Below are 23,957 nucleotides of genomic sequence, written 5' to 3'. Positions count from 1 at the left end.
AAAGTAAAAACGTTTAAAATATTTTCAACAACCTATCGAAATCGACGTAAACGCTTCGGATTACGAATGAATTTGATTGCTGGCATTATCAACCGTGAACTAGGATTTTAGTTTCGCAGGAAGTCTAATGTTTGGAGAGTTTATCATTCGTTCCACACAACAATTTATGGAGTTTATCGCCTTTAACTCTTACTAGCGTCGCAGAAACTACGACAAATCTAGCAAGTGACGGGGCAGCTTATTCTAGTAATTTTACTTTTCAATTGATGATGTTAGGGATTAACTTCCTTTATCTTATGATTCGAAATTATGATTTTAAACAGTTTCCTATACGTTGGAGCTGGTCTATTTTAATTTGGGTTCCCCTCATCTTTGCTGTAGTTGGTATATTTGGTGATATTGTAACAACCCTCAGTGGTGAGTACAATTATTTTAATCCTCAGTTGATTACTTTTATAAACCCCATGGAGATCATTCGAAAATTCATGGCTTTAACGCCAATGGCTATTTTCTATGCTTTACTAAATGGTTTTTATGAAGAATTCTTCTTCTTGGGCTTACTGACTTCGGTAAAAGAAAAGCATCAGTGGCTGACTCTAGTCTACTCGGTAATTATACGGATTTCTTTCCATCCCTATCAAGGATTGCTTTGGGACTTGGTGATTGGGTTTGTTTACGGTCTATTCTATTATTTCTTGTACAAGTATGTAGTCAAGAATTTACTGCCATTTTTTCTCATGCATGCTCTTGATGATATGTTTGGTTCCAGTCTCTTGTATCTCTTGATTACTTGGGAAAATTAAGAAATCAAATTTTTTGACAACAGTCCAATGAGTCACTATATCAAAGTCTTCTTGTTCATAAAAACGAGGTCGGGATTTCTGTCCCGACCTCTTGTTGATTCTATATGGATTAGTCTTTGTTTTCGTATGGCAAGATCAAGTTTAGGATGATACCTGTCATAGCTGATAGGGCAGTACCTGAAAGGGTAACTGGACCAAGTTTAAGGATAGCTCCACCAAGTCCAAGCACCAACATAGCACTTGCGATGATAAGGTTACGCATTTGACCGAAGTCAACACGTTCTTTGATCAAGACTTTCAAACCGTTACTTGCGATAACCCCGTAAAGAAGGATAGACATACCACCAAGTACAGCGTTTGGAATTGTTGAAATCAAAGCAGTAAATTTACCAAGGAAGCTGAGGGCAATTGCGATAAAGGCAGCGTTACGGATAACTGAGACAGAAGCGATACGAGTCATACCGATAACCCCTGTATTTTCACCGTAAGTTGTATTGGCTGGTCCACCGAGGAAGGCAGAAACTGAAGTTGCGATACCATCACCAAGAAGAGTACGGTGTAGACCAGGTTCTTTCAAGAATTGGCGTCCACAGATTTGCCCTAAAACGGTATGGTCTCCGATATGTTCAGAAATCGTTACAATTGCGATTGGTAAGATGGCAATTGTTTCAGGACCGAAGTAAAGGTTGTATTGTTTGAAGGCACCACCTGTATTGAATGGTAGGTAGAAACCAGGGATTTCAAACCAGTTAGCTTCAAGAACAGGAGTGAAGTCAACCAATCCAAGTGCTAGTGCAAAGAGGTAACCACCGATAATGGCAAAAAGGAATGGGATGATTCGTAGGAATCCTTTTCCTTTTGTATTGATAAAGGCAGCAATGAGGAAGGTGACAACAGCTACAAGAGCATTTTTCCAGTTGCCATCAGCAACAAGACCAGCATTTGTTACAGCTGAACCTGCAAGACCTAGACCGATTACGATAATCATAGGTCCGATAATGATTGGAGGTAAGAGTTTGTCGATCCATTTTGTACCTGCAAATCGAACACTTGCAGCAACAAGGACATAAACAAAACCAGTCAGGATAACCCCTGTCTGAGCAGCAGATACATCGCCACCCATTTCTTTCATGGCAAGTGACATAGCTGTGATAAAGGCAAAAGAAGAACCCAGATAAACTGGAACTTTAAAGCCAGTAGAGATCATGTAAATGAGTGTTCCTACACCTGATGCAAAAAGGGCAACCGATACAGGCATTCCCAAGATCAAAGGTACCAAGATGGTTGCACCAAACATGGCAAATACGTGCTGGAAGCTAAGGAGAATTCCTTTGCCAGCTGAAGGACGTTGGTCAACGTCTAAAAGCAAATCAACAGATGATTCCTGTTTCATATTAACCTCACTTTTGGGCATCAAAAAAGAGCCCATTATTTTATAGCAATAGGCTCCCAGAGTAAGACCTCTCTAAAACAAGACTCCTTTATCAAGTTTTAAAGAGTTTTATATAGATCTGCGCCTTCGTCACCTCACGGGATGACATTAAAAACCTTTGCTTAGGATAGTATAGCAGAAAAAAATGATTTTGTAAATCATTTTTTCCCGAGCCTTGAAATAAGAAAGCGAGGTTTGATTTTGTAAATCATTTTTTCCCGAGCCATGAAATGAGAAAGCGAGGTATGATTTTGTAAATCATTTTTTCCCGAGCCATGAAATGAGAGAGCGAGGCATGATTTTGTAAATCATTTTTTCCCAAGCTTTGAAATAAGAAAGCGAGGTATGATTTTGTAAATCATTTTTTTCCGAGCTAAGAAATAAGAAAGTGAGGTGTGAGTTTGCAGATTTTTAATCTTTCTAAAGCGGACGTTTGTTAGGCATGCCAGCCTTTCTTGGGTATTTATTTGGAGTTTCTTTTTTCTTCTCGACAATAGTAATGTAGCGAGGGTCTCCGTTAGGAAGTGTGTAACTGAGATTATCTTCAACCTTACTAAAGAGAAGGTTAAGGGCATTTTTAGCTTCAGTTAATTCCTCAGGTGCATTGCTAGCCTTCAGTGCTAGCAATGTTCCTCCGACTTTCAGGTAGGGGATAGTCAACTCAGATAATATCTGCATACGGGCAACAGCACGAGCCGTAACAATATCAAACTGAGCACGGAAATTCTTATCTTGGGCAAAATCTTCGGCACGTCCATGATAGAAGTGAACATTTTCTAAACCTAGTTCTTGTGCTAATAGATTAAGAAAGTTGATTCGTTTATTGAGGGAATCAATAATAGTTACATCTAGCTGAGGATAGAGGATCTTCATCGGGAGGCTAGGAAAACCTGCTCCAGCACCGATGTCTAAGAGTTTAATAGGCTGGTTTTCAATCAATCCCTGTAAAATAGGAGCAATAGAATCATAGAAATGTTTGAGATAGACTTCTTCCTTTTCAGTAATAGCAGTCAGGTTGATCTTTTCATTCCATTCGACCAAAAGTTCAAAATAACGCTCAAATTGAACTTTTTGCTGGTCAGAAAGAATAATATTTTGTTCAGCTAGCAAGTTATAAAATGTTTCTGGTTTCATAGTAGTTTCCTTCTTTAGTATCATCTTATTTTACCACAAAAAGATAGAAATTTGATATACTGGTACTAATCTAAAAACAGAAAGGAGATATCAGATGAATTGGATTATTCTTGGAGTTCTTGCTCTTATTGGTATCTTTGTGATTATTACCTATAATGGATTGGTTAAAAATCGCATGCAAACTAAAGAGGCATGGAGTCAGATTGATGTTCAGTTGAAACGTCGTAACGATCTCTTGCCAAACTTGATTGAGACCGTGAAGGGATATGCAAAGTATGAAGGTTCAACGCTTGAAAAAGTTGCAGAACTCCGTAATCAAGTAGCCGCTGCAACCTCACCGGCAGAAGCTATGAGAGCTAGTGATGCCCTTTCACGCCAGGTTTCAGGAATTTTTGCCGTTGCAGAAAATTATCCAGACCTAAAAGCGAGTGGCAACTTTGCTAAATTGCAAGAGGAGTTGACCAATACTGAAAATAAAATCTCATACTCTCGCCAACTCTACAATAGTGTTGTGAGCAACTATAATGTTAAATTAGAAACATTCCCAAGTAACCTAGTTGCTGGACTCTTTGGTTTTAAAGTGGCTGATTTCCTTCAAACACCTGAAGAAGAAAAGGCAGTACCAAAGGTTGATTTTAGTGGTTTAGGTGACTAGGATGTTGTATGATCAAATCGCGAGTAATAAGCGAAGAACTTGGATTTTACTACTAGTATTCTTTTTACTTTTGGCTTTGGTTGGATATGCAGTTGGTTACCTCTTTATGCGGTCTGGTCTTGGTGGCTTAGTTATCGCTCTGATTATCGGCTTTATCTATGCCTTGTCCATGATTTTTCAATCAACAGAGATAGTCATGAGCATGAATGGTGCGCGTGAGGTGAATGAGCAGACTGCACCAACCCTCTATCATGTTGTGGAAGATATGGCTATGGTGGCGCAAATCCCCATGCCACGTGTCTTCATTATCGATGATGCTAGCTTGAATGCCTTTGCAACAGGCTCAAATCCCCAAAATGCAGCGGTAGCAGCAACTTCAGGACTCTTAGCGATAATGAATCGTGAAGAGTTAGAAGCGGTTATAGGCCATGAAGTCAGTCACATTCGTAACTATGATATTCGTATTTCTACTATTGCGGTTGCCCTTGCCAGTGCTATTACACTTTTATCAAGTATGGCTGGACGCATGATGTGGTGGGGAGGTGCAGGCCGTGGTCGTAGAAGTGATGACCGTGATAATGGTGGACTTGAAATTATTATGCTAGTCGTTTCTCTCCTAGCGATTGTTTTGGCTCCCCTAGCAGCAACCTTGGTACAACTAGCCATCTCTCGTCAGCGAGAATTTTTAGCTGATGCTTCAAGTGTGGAGTTGACTCGTAATCCTCAAGGTATGATCAATGCCCTTCGTAAGTTGGACAATAGTAAACCCATGAGCCGTCATATAGATGATGCTAGCAGTGCACTTTACATCAATGATCCTCAAAAACGAGGTGGCTTGCAAAAACTATTTTATACCCATCCGCCAATCTCAGAACGGATTGAGCGTTTGAAACATATGTAAAAACATCCAGAGATTTTCCTCTGGATTTTTGCATGTATCACCTCACTTGTGACTTGTCCTCTCACAAAAAAGTAGTATAATATAGTCAATTGAACCTAAAACAGTACATAATGTGGTATAATCTTCTTATGGCATATTCAATAGATTTTCGTAAAAAAGTTCTCGCCTATTGTGAGCGAACAGGTAGTATAACAGAAGCATCACACGTTTTCCAAATCTCACGTAATACTATTTATGGCTGGTTAAAGCTAAAAGAGAAAACAGGAGAGCTAAACCATCAAGTAAAAGGGACAAAACCAAGAAAGGTTGATAGAGATAGACTTAAAAACTATCTTACTGACAATCCGGACGCTTATTTGACTGAAATAGCTTCTGAATTTGGCTGTCATCCAACTACTATTCACTATGCTCTCAAAGCTATGGGGTACACTCGAAAAAAAAGAATCACACCTACTATGAACAAGACCCAGAAAAAGTAGCTTTATTTCTTAAAAAATTTAATAGTTTAAAGCACTTAGCACCTGTTTATATTGATGAAACAGGATTCGATACTTATTTTTATCGAGAATATGGTCGCTCATTAAAAGGTCAGTTAATAAGAGGTAAAGTATCTGGAAGAAGATATCAGAGGATTTCTTTGGTTGCAGGGTTAACAAATGGTGAGTTAATCGCTCCAATGACTTACGAAGAGACGATGACAAGCGACTTTTTTGAAGCTTGATTTCAGAAGTTTCTCTTACCAACATTGAGTACACCATCAGTTATTATTATGGATAATGCAAGATTCCATAGAATGGGTAAGCTAGAGCTCTTATGTGAAGAATTTGGGCATAAACTTTTACCCCTTCCTCCCTACTCACCTGAGTACAATCCTATTGAGAAAACATGGGCTCATATTAAAAAGCACCTCAAAAAGGTATTACCAAGTTGTAATACTTTTTTCGAGGCTCTTTTGTCCTGTTCTTGTTTCAATTAACTATATATGTAATTAAATACTAGTGAGGTGAATCATGTATAAGCGTTGGATGACCTTTTTCTTGATTTTGATTTTCACGCCAATACATTTGAGTATTGCTGATAAAGTCATGCGGACAAATTCATTAGCTCTATCAATCATTTTTACACTTGTTGAGCTTGCAATATTTTTTTATGTAGGAAAAAAGTATGACCTGTTTCACATTCGAAAAATCAGCCTAAAAGATATGTTGAATTGGCTTCTCTCCTACGCCTTGCTTGTCTTATTTTATATGTTGGTCAATTTTTTAGGACCTACCCAATCAGACACTACTCAATCAATTCAAAGTTTATCACTTTCATTGCCTGTGCTCTTTCTAGATCTATGTATTTTAGCACCCATTTCGGAAGAAATTTTTATGCGAGGACTGTTACAAGGGACAGTATTTAAGAATACATATATTGGATTGGTTACCACATCGGTTTTCTTTGCTTATCTACATGGACCCTATACAATTTCTAGTTTTATCACCTATTTAGGTATGGGATTTGCATTTGGTATAAGGTATAAGACTTCCGACAATCTTTGGAATTCCATTCTTTTACATTTCCTCAATAATCTAGTTGCATTTTGCTTTATGTATTTTAGATAAGGCCAAATTAGAATACCTTAGTTTATAAATATAGGTAAAATTTTTTCCCTATAGAACTGTAACAATAGCTAGCCATGAGGTGTCTTGTAGAGTATGTAACAGAACCTTCTATAGAAGGCTCCTCAAAAACTCTTCTATACTAAACCCTTAATATCAGAACAAATTGAGCACATCAAACGAGTCTGGGCAAAAAGTCTTTAAAATCAAAAAACGCATCATATCAGGTGTTGAAACCCTTGATAGTATGCGTTTTATTGTGGGAAGATTTACTTGATTTTCTGCTGAAATTTATTTTTTGCCCAACCTCTTGCTATTTTTTACATTTATAAATCTTGTAAATCAACTATTTCTAAACCATTTTTTGTCAAACGATAGATACTCCTACAGACTTCTTTTAAGAAACGTCGATCATGTGAAACAGTGACCAGACCACCAGGATAATTGGCAAAGAGTTTTCTGATTTCGGGTTGAGAGGTTGGAGAAAAGTTTCGTGTGGGTTCATCCAGAAGGAGAAAGTTTGGTTTTCGCAGCACTAAATTCAAAAGAAGGAGTTTACCTTGTTGACCACCAGATAAAGAGTGAATCTTGTGGTGCATCTCTGGATAACTGAAATTGAGACTGGCTAGGAAGGATTGAATTTTCTGTATTTCCTCTTTATGTCCAGTTTGGCTGAGAAATTTTACTGGGGATAGATCCAATTGCAGTGTTTCTTGGTAATTTTGTGGCATAAATCCAAGTGAAATCTCACTTTTGCCACTTAGTAGTTGCTGCAACTTGGCTAACAGAGTCGATTTGCCAACTCCATTGGGACCGATGATGCCGATTTTATCTTGCCCCCAAACAGTTAGTTGGAGTTTTTGAGACAAAATTCGTTGGCCGATGGATAAAGTATCATTTTCCAGTCGAAGTAAGACTTTAGAAGCTGCTAATGGCTTTATTTCTGAAAAGAAAAGTTGGATTTCTTCCTCTTCAAGTGGCTTTTGGGTCATGGACTGAGCTGCTTTTTCGTAGCGTTTTTCTTGAGAAAGAACATTTTTCATCTTTTTAGCCAGTAGTCGTCCGGCAGTACTGTCTTTGGTAGCTCGAAGTGCAGTTTCTACCTTTTGCTTGACTCGGCGATGCTTTTCCATGGTTTTATCATAGGCTCGTTGGTCGTTGTCAGCTTGCTGGCTTTGTCTGGCAAAGTTAGCCTTCCTTTGGGCACTATAGCGATCATAGTCTAAGTGCTCGACTAGGGTTTCAGCTTCCTTTCGATGCTTGACTAGTCGCAAGTGGATAATGGTGTCTGCAGTTTGAGAGAGGAAGTCTTCATCATGAGAAATGAAAATAACGGTCTGCCTCATCTTCTGAATCTTACTTTTTAGCCAATCAACTGTCTCAAGGTCCAGGTCATTTGAAGGTTCATCTAAAAATAGAATCTCAAAGGGTTTGGATAATTCATGGATAAGCTGAATTTTCAAAGCTTCACCTCCCGAGAGGCTACCAATCTCTTGGTCACTAGCAAAGCGATCACTATCAAAATGCAATTCCTCAGCCAAACGATAGAGAATGCTGAAGTCCAAATCAGCAGACTCTAAAAAGAAGTAGTCCTGTAGAGATTTTTTCTTCAATTCTTCAGGGAGATGTTGGGGAATGTAGGCCAAGGACTGAAGGTCAGACTGGATTTCTCCACTGATTGAGAAATCAGCTAATCTTTCGCCCATTAAAGTTCGAAGTAAGGTTGATTTTCCATTTCCTTCTTCACCAATAATAGCAACCTTTTCCCCGTCTTGGATGGTAATGTTTAAATTGGAAATAAGGTTTCGTAAATCTTTGTTTTGTGTGATGGTCAGATGATTGATTTTTATCATATTATTGCCCTTTCTAAATTTGGATAATACATAACAAAAGCTCTACTTTACCTAGTAGAGCCAATTGTCTATGTCAAAAAATCCTCTTTTAAAAGGGCTGAAAAAGCAGCAGAAAAAAGAGTACACAAAAAGAGACAAGAACAAGATCTACTAAATAAAGGTTCTTTATTTGATAGACTTAGTTGTTCATGTCTCCCTTACCTCCGAAAAATACTATGTTTATTTTATACCTTTTGGGACACTTTGTCAAAAGAAATGAGAAATTCAAATCTTTCTAGAAACCAAAAACAGGTCCATAGAGAGTCAGTACGTGTTTGACTTGATCGTAGTGGAACTTGTCATAGTTTCGCCAAGCTGTACGAGCTTCTTCATTGAGTTTAAGGGTGCCAAGTCCAATCAAGAGACTGGTATGTTGGTAAAATTTCTCAAGATCAACTAAGATAGAGTTATCTAGTTTCTTTGTCTTTTTAAGTTGTCTGAGTAGCTCGTCAATATTTTGTTGCAAGCGCAGATCATCAGGCAATCCTTGTTTACAAGTTTGGTAAGCTTTGTTTAACTCGGAAATGAGTTGATAAGCTTCTAAGATTAGTTCTTTGTCTTCCATATGAGCGTCCTCCTTTGCCCATGTATTGATGTCTATAGTATAGCACAAAAAATAAAATTGTCATAATAAATATATCAAAAAATAGAGAATGATTTTTTGAAAGTTTAGTTGCCTTGCTTGCGGTTCTTTCATGGTATAATCAAGTGAGTAAATCTTTATGGAGGAAGTATGAAATTAAATATTCAAGAAATTCGTAAGCAGCCTGACGGTTTGCACTTTGAGCAAACTTTAGACTTAGCAGCTGACTTGCGTGCCCGTAATCAAGAAATTTTAGATGTAAAAGATATTGTCGCTATTGGGAAAGTTCAGTATGAAGACCGTATGTTTTTCCTAGACTATCAATTGTCTTATACGATTGTCCTAGCTTCTAGTCGTAGTATGGAACCTGTAGAATTGAAAGAGTCTTATCCAGTGACAGAAGTCTTTATGGAAGGTGCAACCAATCAACTGGACCAAGAAGTTCTAGATGATGACTTGGTTTTACCGATTGAAAATGGGGAAATCGACCTGGCTGAAAGTGTCTCAGATAATATCTTGCTCAATATTCCTATCAAAGTCCTAACAGCTGAGGAAGAAGCTGGTCAGGGATTTGTATCTGGAAATGACTGGCAAATCATGTCTGAGGAAGAGTATCAAGCCCAACAGGCAGTCAAAAAAGAAGAAAATAGTCCATTTGCAGGTTTGCAAGGACTGTTTGACGGAGACGAATAGATGGTTTTATCCAAGAAACGTGCCCGTCATGTCATTGAGGAAATCATCGCTCTTTTTCCAGATGCGAAACCAAGTCTAGATTTTCGCAATCATTTTGAGCTCTTGGTTGCTGTAATGCTGTCAGCTCAGACGACAGATGCGGCAGTCAACAAGGCTACACCAGGACTTTTTGCGGCTTTTCCAACCCCACAAACCATGGCAGAAGCCAGTGAGAGTGAGATTGCCTCGTATATTTCTCGCCTAGGCCTTTATCGCAATAAGGCTAAATTCCTCAAAAAATGTGCCCAACAACTACTGGATGATTTTGACGGTCAAGTCCCTCAGACTAGAGAAGAATTAGAGAGTTTGGCAGGAGTTGGTCGTAAAACAGCCAACGTAGTTTTGAGCGTGGGATTCGGTATTCCAGCTTTTGCGGTAGATACTCATGTAGAGCGAATCTGTAAACACCACGATATTGTTAAAAAATCAGCTACACCCCTTGAGGTCGAAAAACGTGTCATGGATGTTTTGCCACCAGAAGAATGGCTTGCAGCCCATCAGGCTATGATTTACTTTGGTCGTGCTATCTGTCATCCGAAAAATCCAGAATGCGATCACTATCCACAGTTGTACGATTTTAGTTCGTTATAAAATTGATTTCTTGTGTTTTTTCTTGCATCGATTCCTGGTTTGTGTTATAGTAGTACCAATCAAATATTCCTTTAATCCTGTCCCGTGAGGCAGGCAAGGAGCTGAATCAAGTAGAAGGGTGGAGTCTCTGCTGTTTTGGTAGGGCTAGCTTAACTATACATTCTGAAGTCTCCTTGTTTAAGGAGACTTTTCTTTTTGGAGGTTTGTCATGAAGACAAAAGAAGTTGTAGACGAATTGACTGTCAAGCGAGCGATTACTCGAATTACCTATGAGATTATCGAGCGAAATAAAGATTTGAACAAGATTGTACTGGCTGGGATAAAAACACGCGGTGTCTTCATTGCTCACCGTATCCAAGAGCGATTGGAACAGTTGGAATCTATCTCAGTGCCAGTCGTTGAGTTAGACACCAAACCATTCCGTGACGATGTCAAAAGCGGTGAAGATACTTCTATAATCTCTGTTGATGTGACAGAACGTGAGGTCATCTTGGTGGACGATGTGCTTTACACAGGTCGGACCATCCGAGCAGCTATTGACAACATCGTAAGCCATGGTCGTCCTTCTCGTGTGAGTTTAGCTGTTCTAGTTGACCGCGGGCATAGAGAATTACCGATTCGTCCAGACTATGTAGGGAAAAATATCCCAACCAGTCGTTCAGAAGAAATCATCGTAGAGATGACTGAACTAGATGGACAAGATCGTGTTCTTATTACCGAAGAAGCTTAGATAGCTAAAAGGAGTTAGCCATGTCAGAAAATCAACAAGCATTGAAACATGTAGTCTCAATGGAAGACCTTACTGTAGAACAAGTCATGAAATTGATTAAACGCGGGATCGAATTTAAAAATGGAGCAAAGGCTTCTTATGAAGACCAACACATCGTCTCTAATCTCTTCTTTGAGAGTTCGACTCGTACCCACAAATCTTTTGAAGTAGCAGAGATTAAACTGGGTCTTCAGCTACTGGACTTTGATGTGAAAACAAGTTCAGTCAACAAGGGTGAAACACTCTACGATACAATTTTGACCTTGTCAGCCTTGGGAGTAGATGCCTGTGTCATCCGACACCCAGAGGTGGATTACTACAGAGAGTTAATCGATAGTCCGACGATTACGACTTCGATTATCAATGGTGGGGATGGTTCGGGTCAACACCCAAGCCAAAGCTTGCTTGATTTAATGACGATTTATGAAGAATTTGGACACTTCAAAGGACTCAAGGTTGCCATTGCTGGTGACCTTGACCATTCGCGTGTGGCTAAATCTAATATGCAAATCTTAAAACGCTTAGGAGCGAAACTCTACTTTGCTGGCCCTGAGGAATGGAGAAGTCAAGAGTTTGCAGACTATGGACAGTTTGTAAGCATTGATGAAATCATTGACCAAGTTGATGTGATGATGTTTCTCCGTGTTCAACATGAGCGTCATGAAAGTGGAACAGTCTTTTCAAAAGAGGGCTATCATGCCCAGCATGGTTTGACTCAAGAACGTTATAATCGCTTGAAAGATAAAGCTATTCTGATGCATCCTGCTCCTGTAAATCGCGATGTTGAAATTGCTGATCACTTGGTCGAAGCACCAAAATCACGTATTGTTCAACAAATGACCAATGGTGTCTTTGTCAGAATGGCAATTTTAGAATCTGTATTGACTTACAGAAACGCAAAATAAGACACAAAACGTTAAAAGATGCCTGAGAGCATCCACGAGAGGTGAATTTATGACTAAACGACTTCTAGTTTTAGAAGATGGAACAATTTTTGAAGGAAAAGCCTTTGGGGCTGACATCGATGTAACTGGTGAAATTGTCTTTAATACCGGGATGACTGGCTACCAAGAATCCATTACAGATCAGTCTTACAATGGACAAATCCTAACCTTTACCTATCCCTTGGTTGGGAATTATGGGATTAACCGTGATGACTACGAGTCTATCAGTCCAACCTGTAAAGGTGTAGTAGTATTTGAAGAAGCTCGTAGAGCCAGCAACTGGCGAAACCAGATGACACTGGATGAATTTTTGAAGTCTAAGAAAATCCCTGGTATTTCAGGTATTGATACACGTGCTTTGACAAAAATCATTCGCAAACATGGGACTATGAGAGCGACTCTGACACATGTGGGAGATAGTATCGATCACATCACAGATCAGCTTCAAGCAACTGTTCTACCAATAGATAATATCAAACAGGTTTCTACAAAAACTGCTTACCCAGCTCCAGGAGTAGGTTTAAGCGTGGTACTTGTAGACTTTGGTCTCAAGCATTCAATCTTAAGAGAGTTGTCTAAGAGAGATTGTAATGTAACGGTCGTTCCTTATACTACAACAGCAGAGGAAATCCTTCACTTGAATCCAGACGGAGTTATGTTGTCAAATGGACCGGGAAATCCAGAAGATGTTCCAGAAGCACTCGATATGATTCGTGGTATTCTCGGGAAAATTCCAATCTTTGGTATTTGTATGGGGCACCAGCTCTTTGCGATGGCAAATGGTGCCAAGACCTATAAGATGAAATTTGGTCACCGTGGATTTAACCACGCTGTACGCGAAATTGCAACAGGGCGCGTGGACTTCACGAGTCAAAACCATGGATATGCAGTAAGTCGTGAAGATTTTCCAGACCATTTGATGATTACTCATGAAGAAATCAATGACAAGTCAGTTGAAGGTGTACGTCACAGATACCAACCAGGTTTCTCTGTGCAATTCCACCCAGATGCTGCACCAGGTCCGCACGATGCAAGTTATCTATTTGACGAGTTCATCGAGATGATGGAAGCTTTCAAACAAGCAAACTAAAGACGAGTGTGAAATCGTCGGAGACTTTATGCAACTGAACACGGACGGAAAGCTCGGAATTTAGAGAACCCAACTCGGATTGTCAATCCTTCCTTGGTTTCCTAAAATTCAATCGCTTTCTATTCGTCCTTTGTATCTTATTTAATGGCAACCAGAGAGTTGCCGAATAGAAAGGCAGGTTGTTTCTTTTAGTCGCTATCAGGCGAACTAAAAACTCCCTGCACTAGATTTTTTACCGAAAAGTATCGTTTCGCTAAAAAATCGTCGGAGAATTTATTTAACTGAACACGGACGGAAAGCTCGGAATTTAGAGAACCCAACTCGGATTGTCAATCCTTCTTTGGTTTCCTAAAATTCAATCGCTTTCTATTCGTCCTTTGCATCTTATTTAATGTCGCCCTGTGAGGCGACGAATAGAAAGGCAGGTCGTTTCTTTTAGTCGCTATCAGGCGAACTAAAAACTCCCTGCACTAGATTTTTTACCGAAAAATATCGTTTCGTTAAAAAATCGTCGGAGAATTTATTTAATGTCGCTCTGTGAGGCGACGAATAGAAAGGCAGGTCGTTTCTTTTAGTCGCCATCAGGCGAACTAAAAACTCCCTGCACTAGATTTTTTACCGAAAATTATCGTTTCGTTAAAAAATCGTCGGAGAATTTATTTAATGGCAATCAGAGAGTTGCCGAATAGAAAGGAGAAGGGTGGTCCGTATTTGCTAAACTGAATACGGGCTACGGACGGTGCTAAAAAGATAGTTATTCCTAGAACTGACAGTTCTTCGTCATAACTCCTATTTTAGCTTTGTCCGCTTGACGCCCTTAATATCTTATAAATGCCTAAACGTACTGATATTCAAAAAATTATGGTGATTGGTTCTGGTCCGATTATTATTGGTCAGGCTGCTGAGTTTGATTATGCTGGGACCCAGGCCTGCTTGTCTTTGAAAGAGGAAGGGTATGAGGTTGTCTTGGTAAACTCAAACCCTGCGACTATCATGACGGACAAGGAGATTGCGGACAAGGTTTACATTGAGCCGATCACACTTGAGTTTGTAACGCGTATTCTCCGTAAGGAACGTCCAGATGCCTTGCTTCCAACACTTGGAGGTCAAACAGGTCTTAATATGGCTATGGAATTGTCTAAAAATGGTATCTTGGATGAGCTCGGAGTAGAACTTCTTGGTACCAAATTGTCTGCCATCGACCAAGCAGAGGACCGCGATCTCTTTAAACAATTGATGGAAGAACTCAAGCAACCGATTCCAGAATCAGAAATTGTAAATACGGTTGAAGAAGCAGTTTCCTTTGCAGCAACTATTGGCTACCCAGTTATCGTCCGCCCAGCCTTTACTCTAGGTGGTACTGGTGGTGGTATGTGTGCCAACGAGGAAGAACTACGTGAAATTGCTGAAAATGGCTTGAAGTTGTCACCTGTTACCCAGTGTTTGATTGAACGTTCAATCGCTGGCTTTAAGGAAATTGAATACGAAGTCATGCGTGACTCAGCTGACAATGCTTTGGTTGTTTGTAACATGGAAAACTTTGACCCAGTCGGAATTCATACAGGAGATTCCATTGTATTTGCCCCAGCGCAGACTATGTCAGACTATGAAAACCAAATGCTTCGTGATGCAAGTTTGAGCATCATCCGCGCTCTCAAGATTGAAGGTGGATGTAACGTTCAGTTGGCCCTCGATCCACACAGCTTTAAGTACTATGTCATCGAAGTAAACCCTCGTGTATCTCGTTCTTCAGCCCTTGCTTCTAAGGCTACGGGGTATCCAATTGCAAAATTGGCTGCAAAGATCGCAGTAGGATTGACCTTGGATGAGGTCATTAACCCAGTTACAGGTTCAACCTATGCCATGTTTGAGCCAGCCCTTGACTATGTGGTGGCTAAGATTCCACGTTTCCCATTTGACAAGTTTGAAAAAGGGGAGCGTCGTCTGGGTACCCAAATGAAGGCAACTGGTGAAGTTATGGCTATTGGTCGTAACATCGAGGAATCTCTTCTTAAGGCTTGTCGCTCCCTTGAAATTGGGGTGCATCATAATGAAATGCCTGAACTTGCAGATGTTTCAGATGATGCCTTGATTGAAAAAGTTGTCAAAGCCCAAGATGACCGTCTCTTCTATGTGTCAGAAGCTATTCGCCGTGGTTACACACCAGAAGAAATTGCTGAGCTTACAAAAATCGATATCTTCTATCTGGATAAACTCTTACATATTTTTGAGATTGAGCAAGAATTGGGCTCATATCCACAAGATCTTGAAGTTTTGAAAACTGCAAAATTGAATGGTTTCTCAGATCGTAAAATCGCAGAACTTTGGGAAACGACAGCTGATCAAGTTCGCCAACTTCGTTTAGAAAACAAGATTGTCCCAGTTTACAAGATGGTAGATACTTGTGCCGCAGAATTTGAATCAGAAACTCCTTACTTCTACTCAACATATGGATGGGAAAATGAGTCTATCAAGTCTGATAAGGAATCTGTACTTGTCCTAGGTTCTGGTCCAATCCGTATCGGTCAAGGGGTTGAGTTTGACTACGCAACTGTTCACTCGGTTAAGGCTATCCAGGCTGCTGGCTACGAAGCCATCATCATGAACTCAAACCCAGAGACCGTTTCTACAGACTTCTCTGTATCAGATAAACTTTACTTTGAGCCATTGACATTCGAAGATGTTATGAATGTCATTGACTTGGAGCAACCAAAAGGGGTTATCGTTCAGTTTGGTGGTCAAACAGCCATCAACCTAGCTGAACCACTGGCAAAAGCAGGTGTGACTATCCTTGGTACGCAAGTTGCTGACCTAGACCGTGCCGAAGACCGTGACCTCTTCGAACAAGCTCTCAAAGACTTGGATATTCCACAGCCACCTGGACAGACTGCTACAAACGAAGAAGAAGCAGTACTTGCAGCCCGCAAGATTGGTTTCCCAGTCCTTGTTCGTCCTTCTTATGTCTTGGGTGGACGTGCTATGGAAATTGTAGAAAACGAAGAAGATCTCCGTTCTTACATGCGCACAGCCGTTAAGGCAAGTCCAGATCATCCAGTTCTTGTAGACTCTTATATCGTCGGTCAAGAGTGTGAAGTAGATGCTATCTCAGATGGACAAAATGTCCTCATCCCAGGTATCATGGAGCATATCGAACGCGCAGGCGTCCACTCAGGTGACTCCATGGCTGTTTATCCTCCACAAACCTTGTCTCAAAAGGTGCAAGAAACTATCGCAGACTACACAAAACGCCTAGCAATCGGCCTTAACTGTCTTGGTATGATGAACATTCAGTTTGTCATCAAGGATGAAAAAGTCTACGTTATTGAGGTCAATCCACGTGCCAGCCGTACGGTTCCATTTCTTTCTAAAGTGACCAATATCCCTATGGCTCAAGTAGCAACCAAGCTCATTCTTGGTCAAAAACTTGAAGAACTTGGCTACCAAGATGGACTTTACCCTGAAAGCACCCGTGTTCATATCAAGGCACCTGTCTTCTCCTTTACCAAGCTAGCTAAGGTAGACAGCCTCCTCGGTCCTGAAATGAAGTCAACAGGCGAGGTCATGGGTTCTGATACCACTCTTGAAAAAGCCCTCTACAAGGCCTTTGAAGCTTCTTATCTTCACTTGCCAACCTTTGGGAATGTTGTCTTTACCATCGCTGATGATGCCAAGGAAGAATCTTTGGGATTGGCTCGTCGTTTCCAAGAGATTGGATACGGGATTTTGGCAACTCAAGGAACAGCATCCTTCTTTGAAAATCATGGTCTTAAGGCCCAATTGGTAGGGAAAATTGGTGATGATGAAAAGGATATTCCGAGCTTTGTACGCAAAGGGAAAATTCAAGCCATCGTCAATACCGTTGGAACAAAACGTACAGCAGACGAGGACGGTGAGCAAATCCGCCGTTCAGCCATTGAACATGGAGTTCCACTCTTTACAGCCTTGGATACAGCAGATGCCATGCTTAAGGTACTTGAAAGTAGAAGTTTTGTCACAGAAGCCATTTAGGCTCTGCTTTATTTGAGAATAAATTATTAACCAGCGTCAAAAGACGCTGGTTTTTCCTCTTTTATAGAGAAATCAAGTTAGAAATAATAGTTACAGTTCACTATTAAATGTCAAAGTTTATCAATAGATTTATCATTATCGTTAATGAGTAGACTTATTCTGACTTTCCCTAAAATTTTGTTGAATTTTCTTAAGTTTTTATCATATTTTTTATAATTAAGGTGCCTTAAGAAAAATAATGAAAAAACTAAATGTTTTTCATATAGTTTTCATTTTTTGTGTTATAATTAAGGTGCCTTAAGAAAAATATTAAGGTGCCTTAAGAAAAATAATGAAAAAACTAAATGTTTTTCATATAGTTTTCATTGTTTTAATAGTTTAAAGTCAATCTTATTTTTCTCTAATAGAAAATAATGAAAAAGTAGGTTTAGAAAGAGGTAAGTATCTATGTCGTCTCATAAAAAAGTTTCACTCTCTGAGATTAATCAATCTATCGATACTCCAAATAATAATCATTTCTGGCAAAATTTAAAGGCCTTCTTGGGTCCAGGTGCCCTTGTGGCTGTAGGGTATATGGATCCAGGAAACTGGATAACCAGTGTGGTTGGAGGTGCATCCTATAAGTACAGTCTCTTATTTGTCATCTTGATTTCATCACTCATTGCTATGCAGCTTCAGCAGATGGCTGGAAAGCTTGGAATTGTAACTCAGATGGACCTGGCTCAAGCAACAGCTCATCATTCACCTAAATGGCTTCGTTATAGTCTATGGGTGATTTTGGAGTTGGCCTTGATGGCGACAGATTTGGCAGAAGTTCTAGGTTCAGCCATTGCCCTCAATCTTCTCTTTAAAATTCCGATTATGATAGCCATCCTCTTGACAGTTTTAGATGTCTTTCTCTTATTGCTCCTGATGAAGTTTGGCTTTAAGAAGATAGAAGCTATCGTGACCACGCTAATTTTAACGATCTTAGCAATCTTTACTTACCTAGTAGCTTTGTCACATCCAAGCTTCCAAGGAATCGTTGAAGGTTATCTGCCAAATGCAACCTTATTTGAGAGTCCTTTGCCTGGGCATGAAAGTCAATTAACCTTGGCGTTAGGTATCGTGGGTGCAACAGTGATGCCCCACAACCTCTATTTGCATTCTTCCTTGTCTCAGACTCGGAAAATCAATCACAAGGACAAGAATGATGTTCGAAAAGCCGTGCGCTTTATGACCTGGGATTCTAATCTTCAACTGTCCTTGGCCTTTATCGTTAACTCCCTTCTTTTAATCTTAGGGGCGGCTCTCTTTTTCGGCCATGCATCCGAGATTTCTGCCTTCTCTCAAATGTATAATGCCTTGCAGGATTCTACTATTGCGGGTGCTATAGCTAGCTCAACCTTATCAACCTTGTTTGCTTTGGCTCTCTTAGCCAGTGGTCAAAATTCGACAATTACAGGTACCTTGACAGGACAAATCGTTATGGAAGGTTTCTTGCATATGCGATTGCCTCAGTGGTTCATTCGTTTGGCGACTCGTCTCTTTGCCTTACTGCCTGTTATGATAGTAGCGGTTCTGTTTGGTCATCAAGAAAAAACCTTGGATCAGTTATTGGTTTATTCACAGGTCTTTCTTTCAATCGCCCTTCCATTTTCAATCTTTCCTTTGATTTATCTAACTTCTAAGAAGTCACTGATGGGAGAATTTACCAATGCCAAGTGGAATACTATCCTTGGTTATATTGTTTCCATTATCTTAACTGTTCTCAATGTGAAATTGCTATTTGATATTTTTTAAGAGCATCTGAGATGAAGTAGAAAAAATATCATTTTGATGATTAAAATTGAAGAAAAAAATCACCCAAGAGTTGAATCTTGGGTGATTTTTTGGAATTCTCATCTTAGATGAAAAACACATTATAAAAAGCTGCATCAAGATGCAGCCACACTATAGCTACGGAAGACATGGGATTCGAACCCACGCACGCTTTCACACGCCTACCGCGTTTCCAACACGGCCTCTTAAGCCTCTTGAGTAATCTTCCAATACTTACTAAAATAGTTTATCATAAAGGCAAGTATCTTGCAAATAAAATTCAAACAATTGGCAAAATGATAGAAAATGAAAGAAAATGATAAAAAGTGCTTGACTTTGATTTTTTTTGTGATAGAATGATTATTGTAATCGTTAACAGGAGGTGAGTAAGTGCTAAAAACTGAGAGAAAAAAGTTGATTTTAGAGGAGCTGGGCAAACATAAAGTCGTTACTTTAGAGAAATTAGTAGGTTTGTTAGATACGTCAGAATCAACGGTTAGACGAGATTTAGATGAATTGGAATCGGAAAATAAACTTCGCCGAGTTCATGGAGGAGCAGAGTTGCCACACTCCTTGCAAGAAGAAGAAACCATTCAAGAAAAATCTGTCAAAAACCTTCAAGAGAAAAAATTGATTGCGCAAAAGGCAGCTTCCCTCATCAAAGAAAAAGATGTTATCTTTGTGGATGCAGGAAGTACAACAGCCTTTCTCATTAAGGAATTGGAGCGAAAAGACATTACTGTTGTGACTAACTCCATTCACCATGCGGTTCAATTAGTGGATAAGCAAATCCCGACAGTTATTATTGGCGGTGGGGTTAAAATGACGACTGATGCCAGCATCGGTGGTGTCGCGCTTAATCAGATTAACCAGCTTCACTTTGACCGTGCCTTTATCGGAATGAACGGTGTGGATGAAGGTTATTATACAACTCCAGATATGGAGGAGGGAGCTGTTAAGCGTGCTATTCTAGAAAATGCCAAACAAACCTATGTCTTGGCGGATTCGTCTAAGGTTGGTCAGTCTTGTTTCGCTAAGGTCGCCCCTATAAAACGAGCTATTGTCATTACAAGCAAGGGTCACGAACTCTTGTCAGCTATCAAAGAGAAAACGGAGGTTATCGAAGTATGATTTATACAGTCACACTAAATCCATCTATTGACTACATTGTCCGTCTGGATAAAGTGGAAGTTGGTAGTGTCAATCGTATGGACAGTGATGATAAGTTTGCTGGTGGTAAGGGAATCAATGTTAGCCGTGTCTTGAAACGCTTGGATATTCCAAATACTGCGACAGGCTTCATCGGTGGCTTTACAGGTAAATTTATCACTGATACTTTGGCTGAAGAGCATATTGAAACACGCTTTGTCCAAGTAGCAGAAGATACGAGGATCAACGTTAAAATTAAAGCTGATCAAGAAACAGAAATCAATGGGACTGGTCCTACTGTTGAAGCTGAACAACTTGAAGAGTTAAAAGCTATTCTTTCAAGTTTAACAGCAGAAGATACAGTTGTCTTTGCGGGTTCGAGTGCAAAAAACTTAGGCAATGTTATTTACAAGGATTTGATTGCCTTGACTCGTCAGACAGGCGCTCAAGTGGTCTGTGACTTTGAAGGTCAGACCTTAATCGATAGTTTGGATTATCAACCTCTTTTGGTCAAACCAAATAATCATGAACTGGGAGCTATCTTTGGAGTCAAGCTTGAAAGCTTAGATGAGATAGAGAAATACGCTCGTGAGTTGCTGGCTAAAGGTGCTCAAAACGTTATTATCTCTATGGCTGGTGATGGTGCCCTTTTGGTAACATCAGATGGAGCATACTTTGCTAAACCGATCAAGGGAACAGTGAAAAACTCAGTTGGTGCTGGTGACTCGATGGTTGCTGGATTTACTGGTGAGTTTGTCAAATCAAAAGACGCAGTAGAAGCCTTCAAGTGGGGAGTGGCATGTGGAACAGCAACCACCTTCTCAGATGACTTGGCAACTGCAGCATTTATTAAAGAAACTTATGAAAAAGTTGAGGTAGAAAAAAGATGAAAATTCAGGATTTATTGAGAAAAGATGTCATGTTGCTTGATTTGCAAGCAACTGAAAAAACAGCAGCTATCGAAGAAATGATTCATAGCTTGGTTGAACACGGATACGTGTCAGATTTTGAAACTTTTAAAGAAGGAATCTTAGCGCGTGAAGCTTTGACTTCTACAGGTTTGGGTGATGGTATTGCAATGCCACACAGTAAAAATGCTGCTGTTAAGGAAGCGACTGTTCTCTTTGCTAAATCAAACAATAGTGTTGACTACGAAAGTTTAGATGGACAACCAACTGACCTCTTCTTTATGATTGCGGCTCCAGAAGGTGCCAATGATACTCACTTGGCTGCCTTGGCAGAATTGTCTCAATACTTGATGAAAGACGGCTTTGCTGACAAACTTCGTCAAGTAACATCAGCTGATCAAGTTATTGACCTCTTTAACCAAGCTTCAGAAAAAGCTCAAGAGCCAGTACAAGCTCCTGCGAATGAATCTGGTGACTTTATCGTAGCAGTTACAGCTTGTACAACAGGAATTGCCCACACATACATGGCACAAGAAGCTCTTCAAAAAGTGGCCGCGGAAATGGGTGTCGGTATCAAGGTTGAAACCAATGGTGCTAGCGGTGTTGGTAACAAATTGACATCAGAAGATATTCGTAAGGCTAAAGCTGTTATCATCGCTGCAGATAAGGCAGTTGAAATGGATCGTTTCGATGGCAAACCATTGGTAAATCGTCCAGTTGCAGATGGTATTCGTAAGACAGAAGAGTTGATCAACTTGGCTCTTTCTGGTAATGCTGAAGTCTACCGAGCTGCTAATGGAGCGCAAGCTTCAACAGCATCTAATGAAAAACAAAGTCTAGGTGGTGCCTTCTACAAACACTTGATGAGTGGTGTATCACAAATGTTGCCATTCGTTATCGGTGGTGGTATCATGATTGCCCTCGCCTTCTTGATTGATGGTGCTTTGGGGGTTCCAAATGAGAGCCTTGGAAATCTTGGTTCTTACCATGAACTCGCTTCTATGTTCATGAAAATCGGTGGATCAGCCTTTGGTTTGATGCTTCCAGTATTTGCAGGATATGTTGCTTACTCAATCGCTGAAAAACCAGGTTTGGTAGCCGGTTTCGTAGCTGGTGCCATCGCTAAAGAAGGTTATGCCTTTGGTAAAATCCCTTACGCTCAGGGTGGTGAGGCAACTTCAGCTCTTGCAGGAGTATCATCAGGTTTCCTTGGAGCCCTCGTAGGTGGATTTATCGCAGGTGCCTTGGTACTCTTGGTTAAGAAATACGTGAAGGTTCCTCGCTCACTTGAAGGTGCTAAATCAATCCTTCTCTTACCACTTTTTGGAACAATCTTGACAGGCTTTGTCATGCTAGCTGTTAATATCCCAATGGCCGCAATCAACACTGGTATGAACAACTTCCTTGGTGGTCTTGAAGGTGGATCAGCTGTCCTTCTTGGAGTCGTTCTTGGAGGAATGATGGCTGTCGATATGGGTGGACCTGTCAATAAAGCAGCCTACGTCTTTGGTACGGGTACCCTTGCAGCAACAGTGGCAACAGGTGGTTCAGTAGCTATGGCAGCAGTTATGGCTGGAGGAATGGTGCCACCACTTGCAATCTTTGTCGCAACTCTTCTTTTCAAAGATAAATTTACTAAGGAAGAACGCAACTCTGGTTTGACAAACATCATCATGGGCTTGTCATTTATCACTGAGGGAGCGATTCCATTTGGTGCAGCTGATCCAGCTCGTGCGATTCCAAGCTTCATCCTTGGTTCAGCAGTAGCAGGTGGACTCGTTGGTCTTACTGGTATCAAACTCATGGCGCCACACGGAGGAATCTTCGTTATCGCGCTTACTTCAAATGCTCTTCTTTACCTCGTTTCTGTCTTAGTAGGAGCAATTGTAAGTGGTGTGGTCTATGGTTACCTACGCAAACCATTAGAAAAATAATCACAAACACATTCAAATGACTGAACACGAAAGTGGGCAGTCATTTTTTGATAATGGAGTTAGGGAGACAGTTCTTTAAAGTGATATAATAGAGGTAAATCTTAGAGAATTTAAATGATAGAATGCTGAAGTTCTACAAATATCTTAGAGGAGATAAGTGTCATGAGTGATTCTAGAAAAGAAGGAATCGACAAACTAAAGAAAGCAAAGATCTCTCTCCAAAATCTTACAAAAGAAGTGTTACAAGGAACCTATGCCAGCTTGGTGGAGGAAGATTTTCCTGATTCTAAACGAATTCATTTTATCGCTGATTTAGGTAGGAGCCCAGAAATTGTCTTTCATTTTGAGCTCATTTGCAAAGATTGGGAGGAAGGAACTGACCTGAATTTTGAAGCAAGTTTTGACCAGCATGGGCAGGAGGGAATAGACTATCTGTTGGAAATTCTCGATCAAGAGGAAGATGAGAGTCAACGCGTTTTGATTGTATATCTTCTAGCGAAGATCCTCTCCAAAACAAGACATAGAGATTTTTATGCGTCTTCTTGCAAGCAAATGCTTCCTGTTCTAATCTCTCTTTTACCTAGTTCAGAAGCTTCGAATCGTAGAAAGCTAATCATTGCCCTAGGGTGGATTGGTTCAATAAGTGAGATAGAAATCTTAGGACAACATCTCTTGACCGACCAAGATGCACTTTGTCGTGCCTGGTCTGGTAGCAGTTTGATGCAATTATCTTTTTATCAAGTAGATAAAGAAGTCTTGATAGAGAAAACAAAGGGTTTGTTTGGTGAGGCGATTGTAGAAGAAAAGGACTTGCAGGCTTGCGCTTTGATGATAGAAGCAGTTCAAGTTTTATTTTGGAAAAAATGGATACCTACATCTGCTGTGGAGAATCTGGAAGTCGAAAAGATTGAGAAAGCAAGAAAATCAGCGATCAGATTTTTAAAGAAGCAGAGAGCTCAAGTTGTTGAAAAATCATACAGAAAAGAAACTGCAGAAATATTAACGAAAGATGATTGTGTCTAGTAGAT

At 40.1% G+C, this 23,957-nt stretch carries 18 protein-coding genes, 1 tRNA gene and 3 pseudogenes; 17 read left to right on the top strand and 5 right to left on the bottom strand.

What is annotated here, in order from left to right; all coding sequences use genetic code 11:
- Positions 1-111 (top strand): annotated as a pseudogene (locus QM450_RS02175) (IS5/IS1182 family transposase); the annotation flags it as partial.
- Between the two features lie 13 nt (positions 112-124).
- A pseudogene (locus tag QM450_RS02170) lies at positions 125-803 on the top strand (CPBP family intramembrane glutamic endopeptidase); the annotation flags it as partial.
- A 109-nt stretch (positions 804-912) separates the two neighbouring features.
- On the opposite strand, the gene QM450_RS02165 reads toward QM450_RS02170, so the two are convergent.
- Together QM450_RS02165 and rsmG are read right to left on the bottom strand one after the other, a co-directional pair.
- On the bottom strand, positions 913-2,196 hold the full coding sequence (locus QM450_RS02165; RefSeq protein ID WP_414319529.1) for a uracil-xanthine permease family protein: 1,284 nt from the start codon (positions 2,194-2,196) through the stop codon (positions 913-915).
- A 459-nt stretch (positions 2,197-2,655) separates the two neighbouring features.
- Positions 2,656-3,369, bottom strand: coding sequence for a 16S rRNA (guanine(527)-N(7))-methyltransferase RsmG (rsmG, locus tag QM450_RS02160; protein WP_414319528.1), 714 nt, complete (start codon positions 3,367-3,369; stop codon positions 2,656-2,658).
- A gap of 94 nt (positions 3,370-3,463) precedes the next feature.
- Here rsmG and QM450_RS02155 point away from each other — a divergent pair, with 94 nt between their 5' ends.
- The 4 genes and pseudogenes from QM450_RS02155 (at position 3,464) to QM450_RS02140 (ending at position 6,532) form a co-directional block, all read left to right on the top strand.
- Positions 3,464-4,024, top strand: coding sequence for a LemA family protein (locus tag QM450_RS02155; RefSeq protein ID WP_248035932.1), 561 nt, complete (start codon positions 3,464-3,466; stop codon positions 4,022-4,024).
- Between the two features lies 1 nt (position 4,025).
- Positions 4,026-4,925: a zinc metalloprotease HtpX gene (gene htpX / locus QM450_RS02150; protein WP_414319527.1), complete on the top strand. Its 900-nt coding sequence runs from the start codon at positions 4,026-4,028 to the stop codon at positions 4,923-4,925.
- A gap of 128 nt (positions 4,926-5,053) precedes the next feature.
- Positions 5,054-5,901 (top strand): annotated as a pseudogene (locus tag QM450_RS02145) (IS630 family transposase).
- Between the two features lie 34 nt (positions 5,902-5,935).
- Positions 5,936-6,532, top strand: coding sequence for a lysostaphin resistance A-like protein (locus QM450_RS02140; RefSeq protein ID WP_414319526.1), 597 nt, complete (start codon positions 5,936-5,938; stop codon positions 6,530-6,532).
- A gap of 323 nt (positions 6,533-6,855) precedes the next feature.
- Here QM450_RS02140 and QM450_RS02135 read toward each other — a convergent pair whose 3' ends face one another.
- On the bottom strand, positions 6,856-8,382 hold the full coding sequence (locus tag QM450_RS02135; protein ID WP_414319525.1) for an ATP-binding cassette domain-containing protein: 1,527 nt from the start codon (positions 8,380-8,382) through the stop codon (positions 6,856-6,858).
- Between the two features lie 274 nt (positions 8,383-8,656).
- Entirely contained in the window at positions 8,657-8,986 is a 330-nt protein-coding gene (locus QM450_RS02130; RefSeq protein ID WP_373093794.1) for a helicase BlpT, read from the bottom strand.
- A 168-nt stretch (positions 8,987-9,154) separates the two neighbouring features.
- Here QM450_RS02130 and QM450_RS02125 point away from each other — a divergent pair, with 168 nt between their 5' ends.
- From QM450_RS02125 to QM450_RS02095, 7 genes are all read left to right on the top strand, one after another.
- Complete coding sequence (locus tag QM450_RS02125; RefSeq protein ID WP_414319524.1) at positions 9,155-9,697, top strand: YceD family protein; 543 nt, start codon at positions 9,155-9,157, stop codon at positions 9,695-9,697.
- Positions 9,698-10,327 (top strand): endonuclease III, encoded by a 630-nt coding sequence (nth, locus tag QM450_RS02120; RefSeq protein WP_049549149.1) that lies wholly within the window; start codon positions 9,698-9,700, stop codon positions 10,325-10,327.
- 208 nt (positions 10,328-10,535) lie between these two features.
- On the top strand, positions 10,536-11,057 hold the full coding sequence (gene pyrR / locus QM450_RS02115) for a bifunctional pyr operon transcriptional regulator/uracil phosphoribosyltransferase PyrR (RefSeq protein WP_049549150.1): 522 nt from the start codon (positions 10,536-10,538) through the stop codon (positions 11,055-11,057).
- 20 nt (positions 11,058-11,077) lie between these two features.
- On the top strand, positions 11,078-12,001 hold the full coding sequence (locus tag QM450_RS02110; protein WP_414319523.1) for an aspartate carbamoyltransferase catalytic subunit: 924 nt from the start codon (positions 11,078-11,080) through the stop codon (positions 11,999-12,001).
- 49 nt (positions 12,002-12,050) lie between these two features.
- Positions 12,051-13,130 (top strand): carbamoyl phosphate synthase small subunit, encoded by a 1,080-nt coding sequence (locus QM450_RS02105; RefSeq protein ID WP_000166838.1) that lies wholly within the window; start codon positions 12,051-12,053, stop codon positions 13,128-13,130.
- Between the two features lie 831 nt (positions 13,131-13,961).
- A complete protein-coding gene (gene carB, locus QM450_RS02100; RefSeq protein ID WP_414319522.1) occupies positions 13,962-17,138 on the top strand; it encodes a carbamoyl-phosphate synthase large subunit in 3,177 nt (1,058 codons plus the stop codon).
- 447 nt (positions 17,139-17,585) lie between these two features.
- The gene (locus tag QM450_RS02095; RefSeq protein WP_049530065.1) at positions 17,586-18,920 is read left to right on the top strand and encodes an Nramp family divalent metal transporter; all 1,335 of its coding nucleotides are present in this window, start codon (positions 17,586-17,588) and stop codon (positions 18,918-18,920) included.
- 159 nt (positions 18,921-19,079) lie between these two features.
- Here QM450_RS02095 and QM450_RS02090 read toward each other — a convergent pair.
- Positions 19,080-19,167: transfer RNA gene (locus QM450_RS02090), tRNA-Ser, on the bottom strand.
- Positions 19,168-19,328: 161 nt separating this feature from the next.
- Between QM450_RS02090 and QM450_RS02085 the strand changes: the two genes are divergently transcribed.
- The 4 genes from QM450_RS02085 (at position 19,329) to QM450_RS02070 (ending at position 23,952) form a co-directional block, all read left to right on the top strand.
- Positions 19,329-20,069, top strand: a complete 741-nt coding sequence (locus tag QM450_RS02085; RefSeq protein WP_075229171.1) for a DeoR/GlpR family DNA-binding transcription regulator — start codon at positions 19,329-19,331, stop codon at positions 20,067-20,069.
- Positions 20,066-20,977 carry a 1-phosphofructokinase gene (pfkB, locus tag QM450_RS02080; RefSeq protein ID WP_049549066.1) on the top strand — a complete coding sequence of 304 codons (912 nt, stop codon included), beginning with the start codon at positions 20,066-20,068 and terminating at the stop codon, positions 20,975-20,977. The genes QM450_RS02085 and pfkB overlap by 4 nt, the downstream gene beginning before the upstream one ends.
- Positions 20,974-22,929 (top strand): fructose-specific PTS transporter subunit EIIC, encoded by a 1,956-nt coding sequence (locus QM450_RS02075; RefSeq protein WP_414319521.1) that lies wholly within the window; start codon positions 20,974-20,976, stop codon positions 22,927-22,929. The genes pfkB and QM450_RS02075 overlap by 4 nt, the downstream gene beginning before the upstream one ends.
- A gap of 162 nt (positions 22,930-23,091) precedes the next feature.
- A complete protein-coding gene (locus QM450_RS02070) occupies positions 23,092-23,952 on the top strand; it encodes a HEAT repeat domain-containing protein (protein WP_414319520.1) in 861 nt (286 codons plus the stop codon).
- Positions 23,953-23,957: the final 5 nt, after the last annotated feature.

The sequence above is a fragment of the Streptococcus infantis genome (assembly GCF_047464615.1).
GTDB lineage: Bacteria > Bacillota > Bacilli > Lactobacillales > Streptococcaceae > Streptococcus > Streptococcus infantis_Y.
The sequence above is the reverse complement of the archived record's forward strand: the minus strand, read 5'-3'. Positions and strand labels throughout refer to the sequence as shown.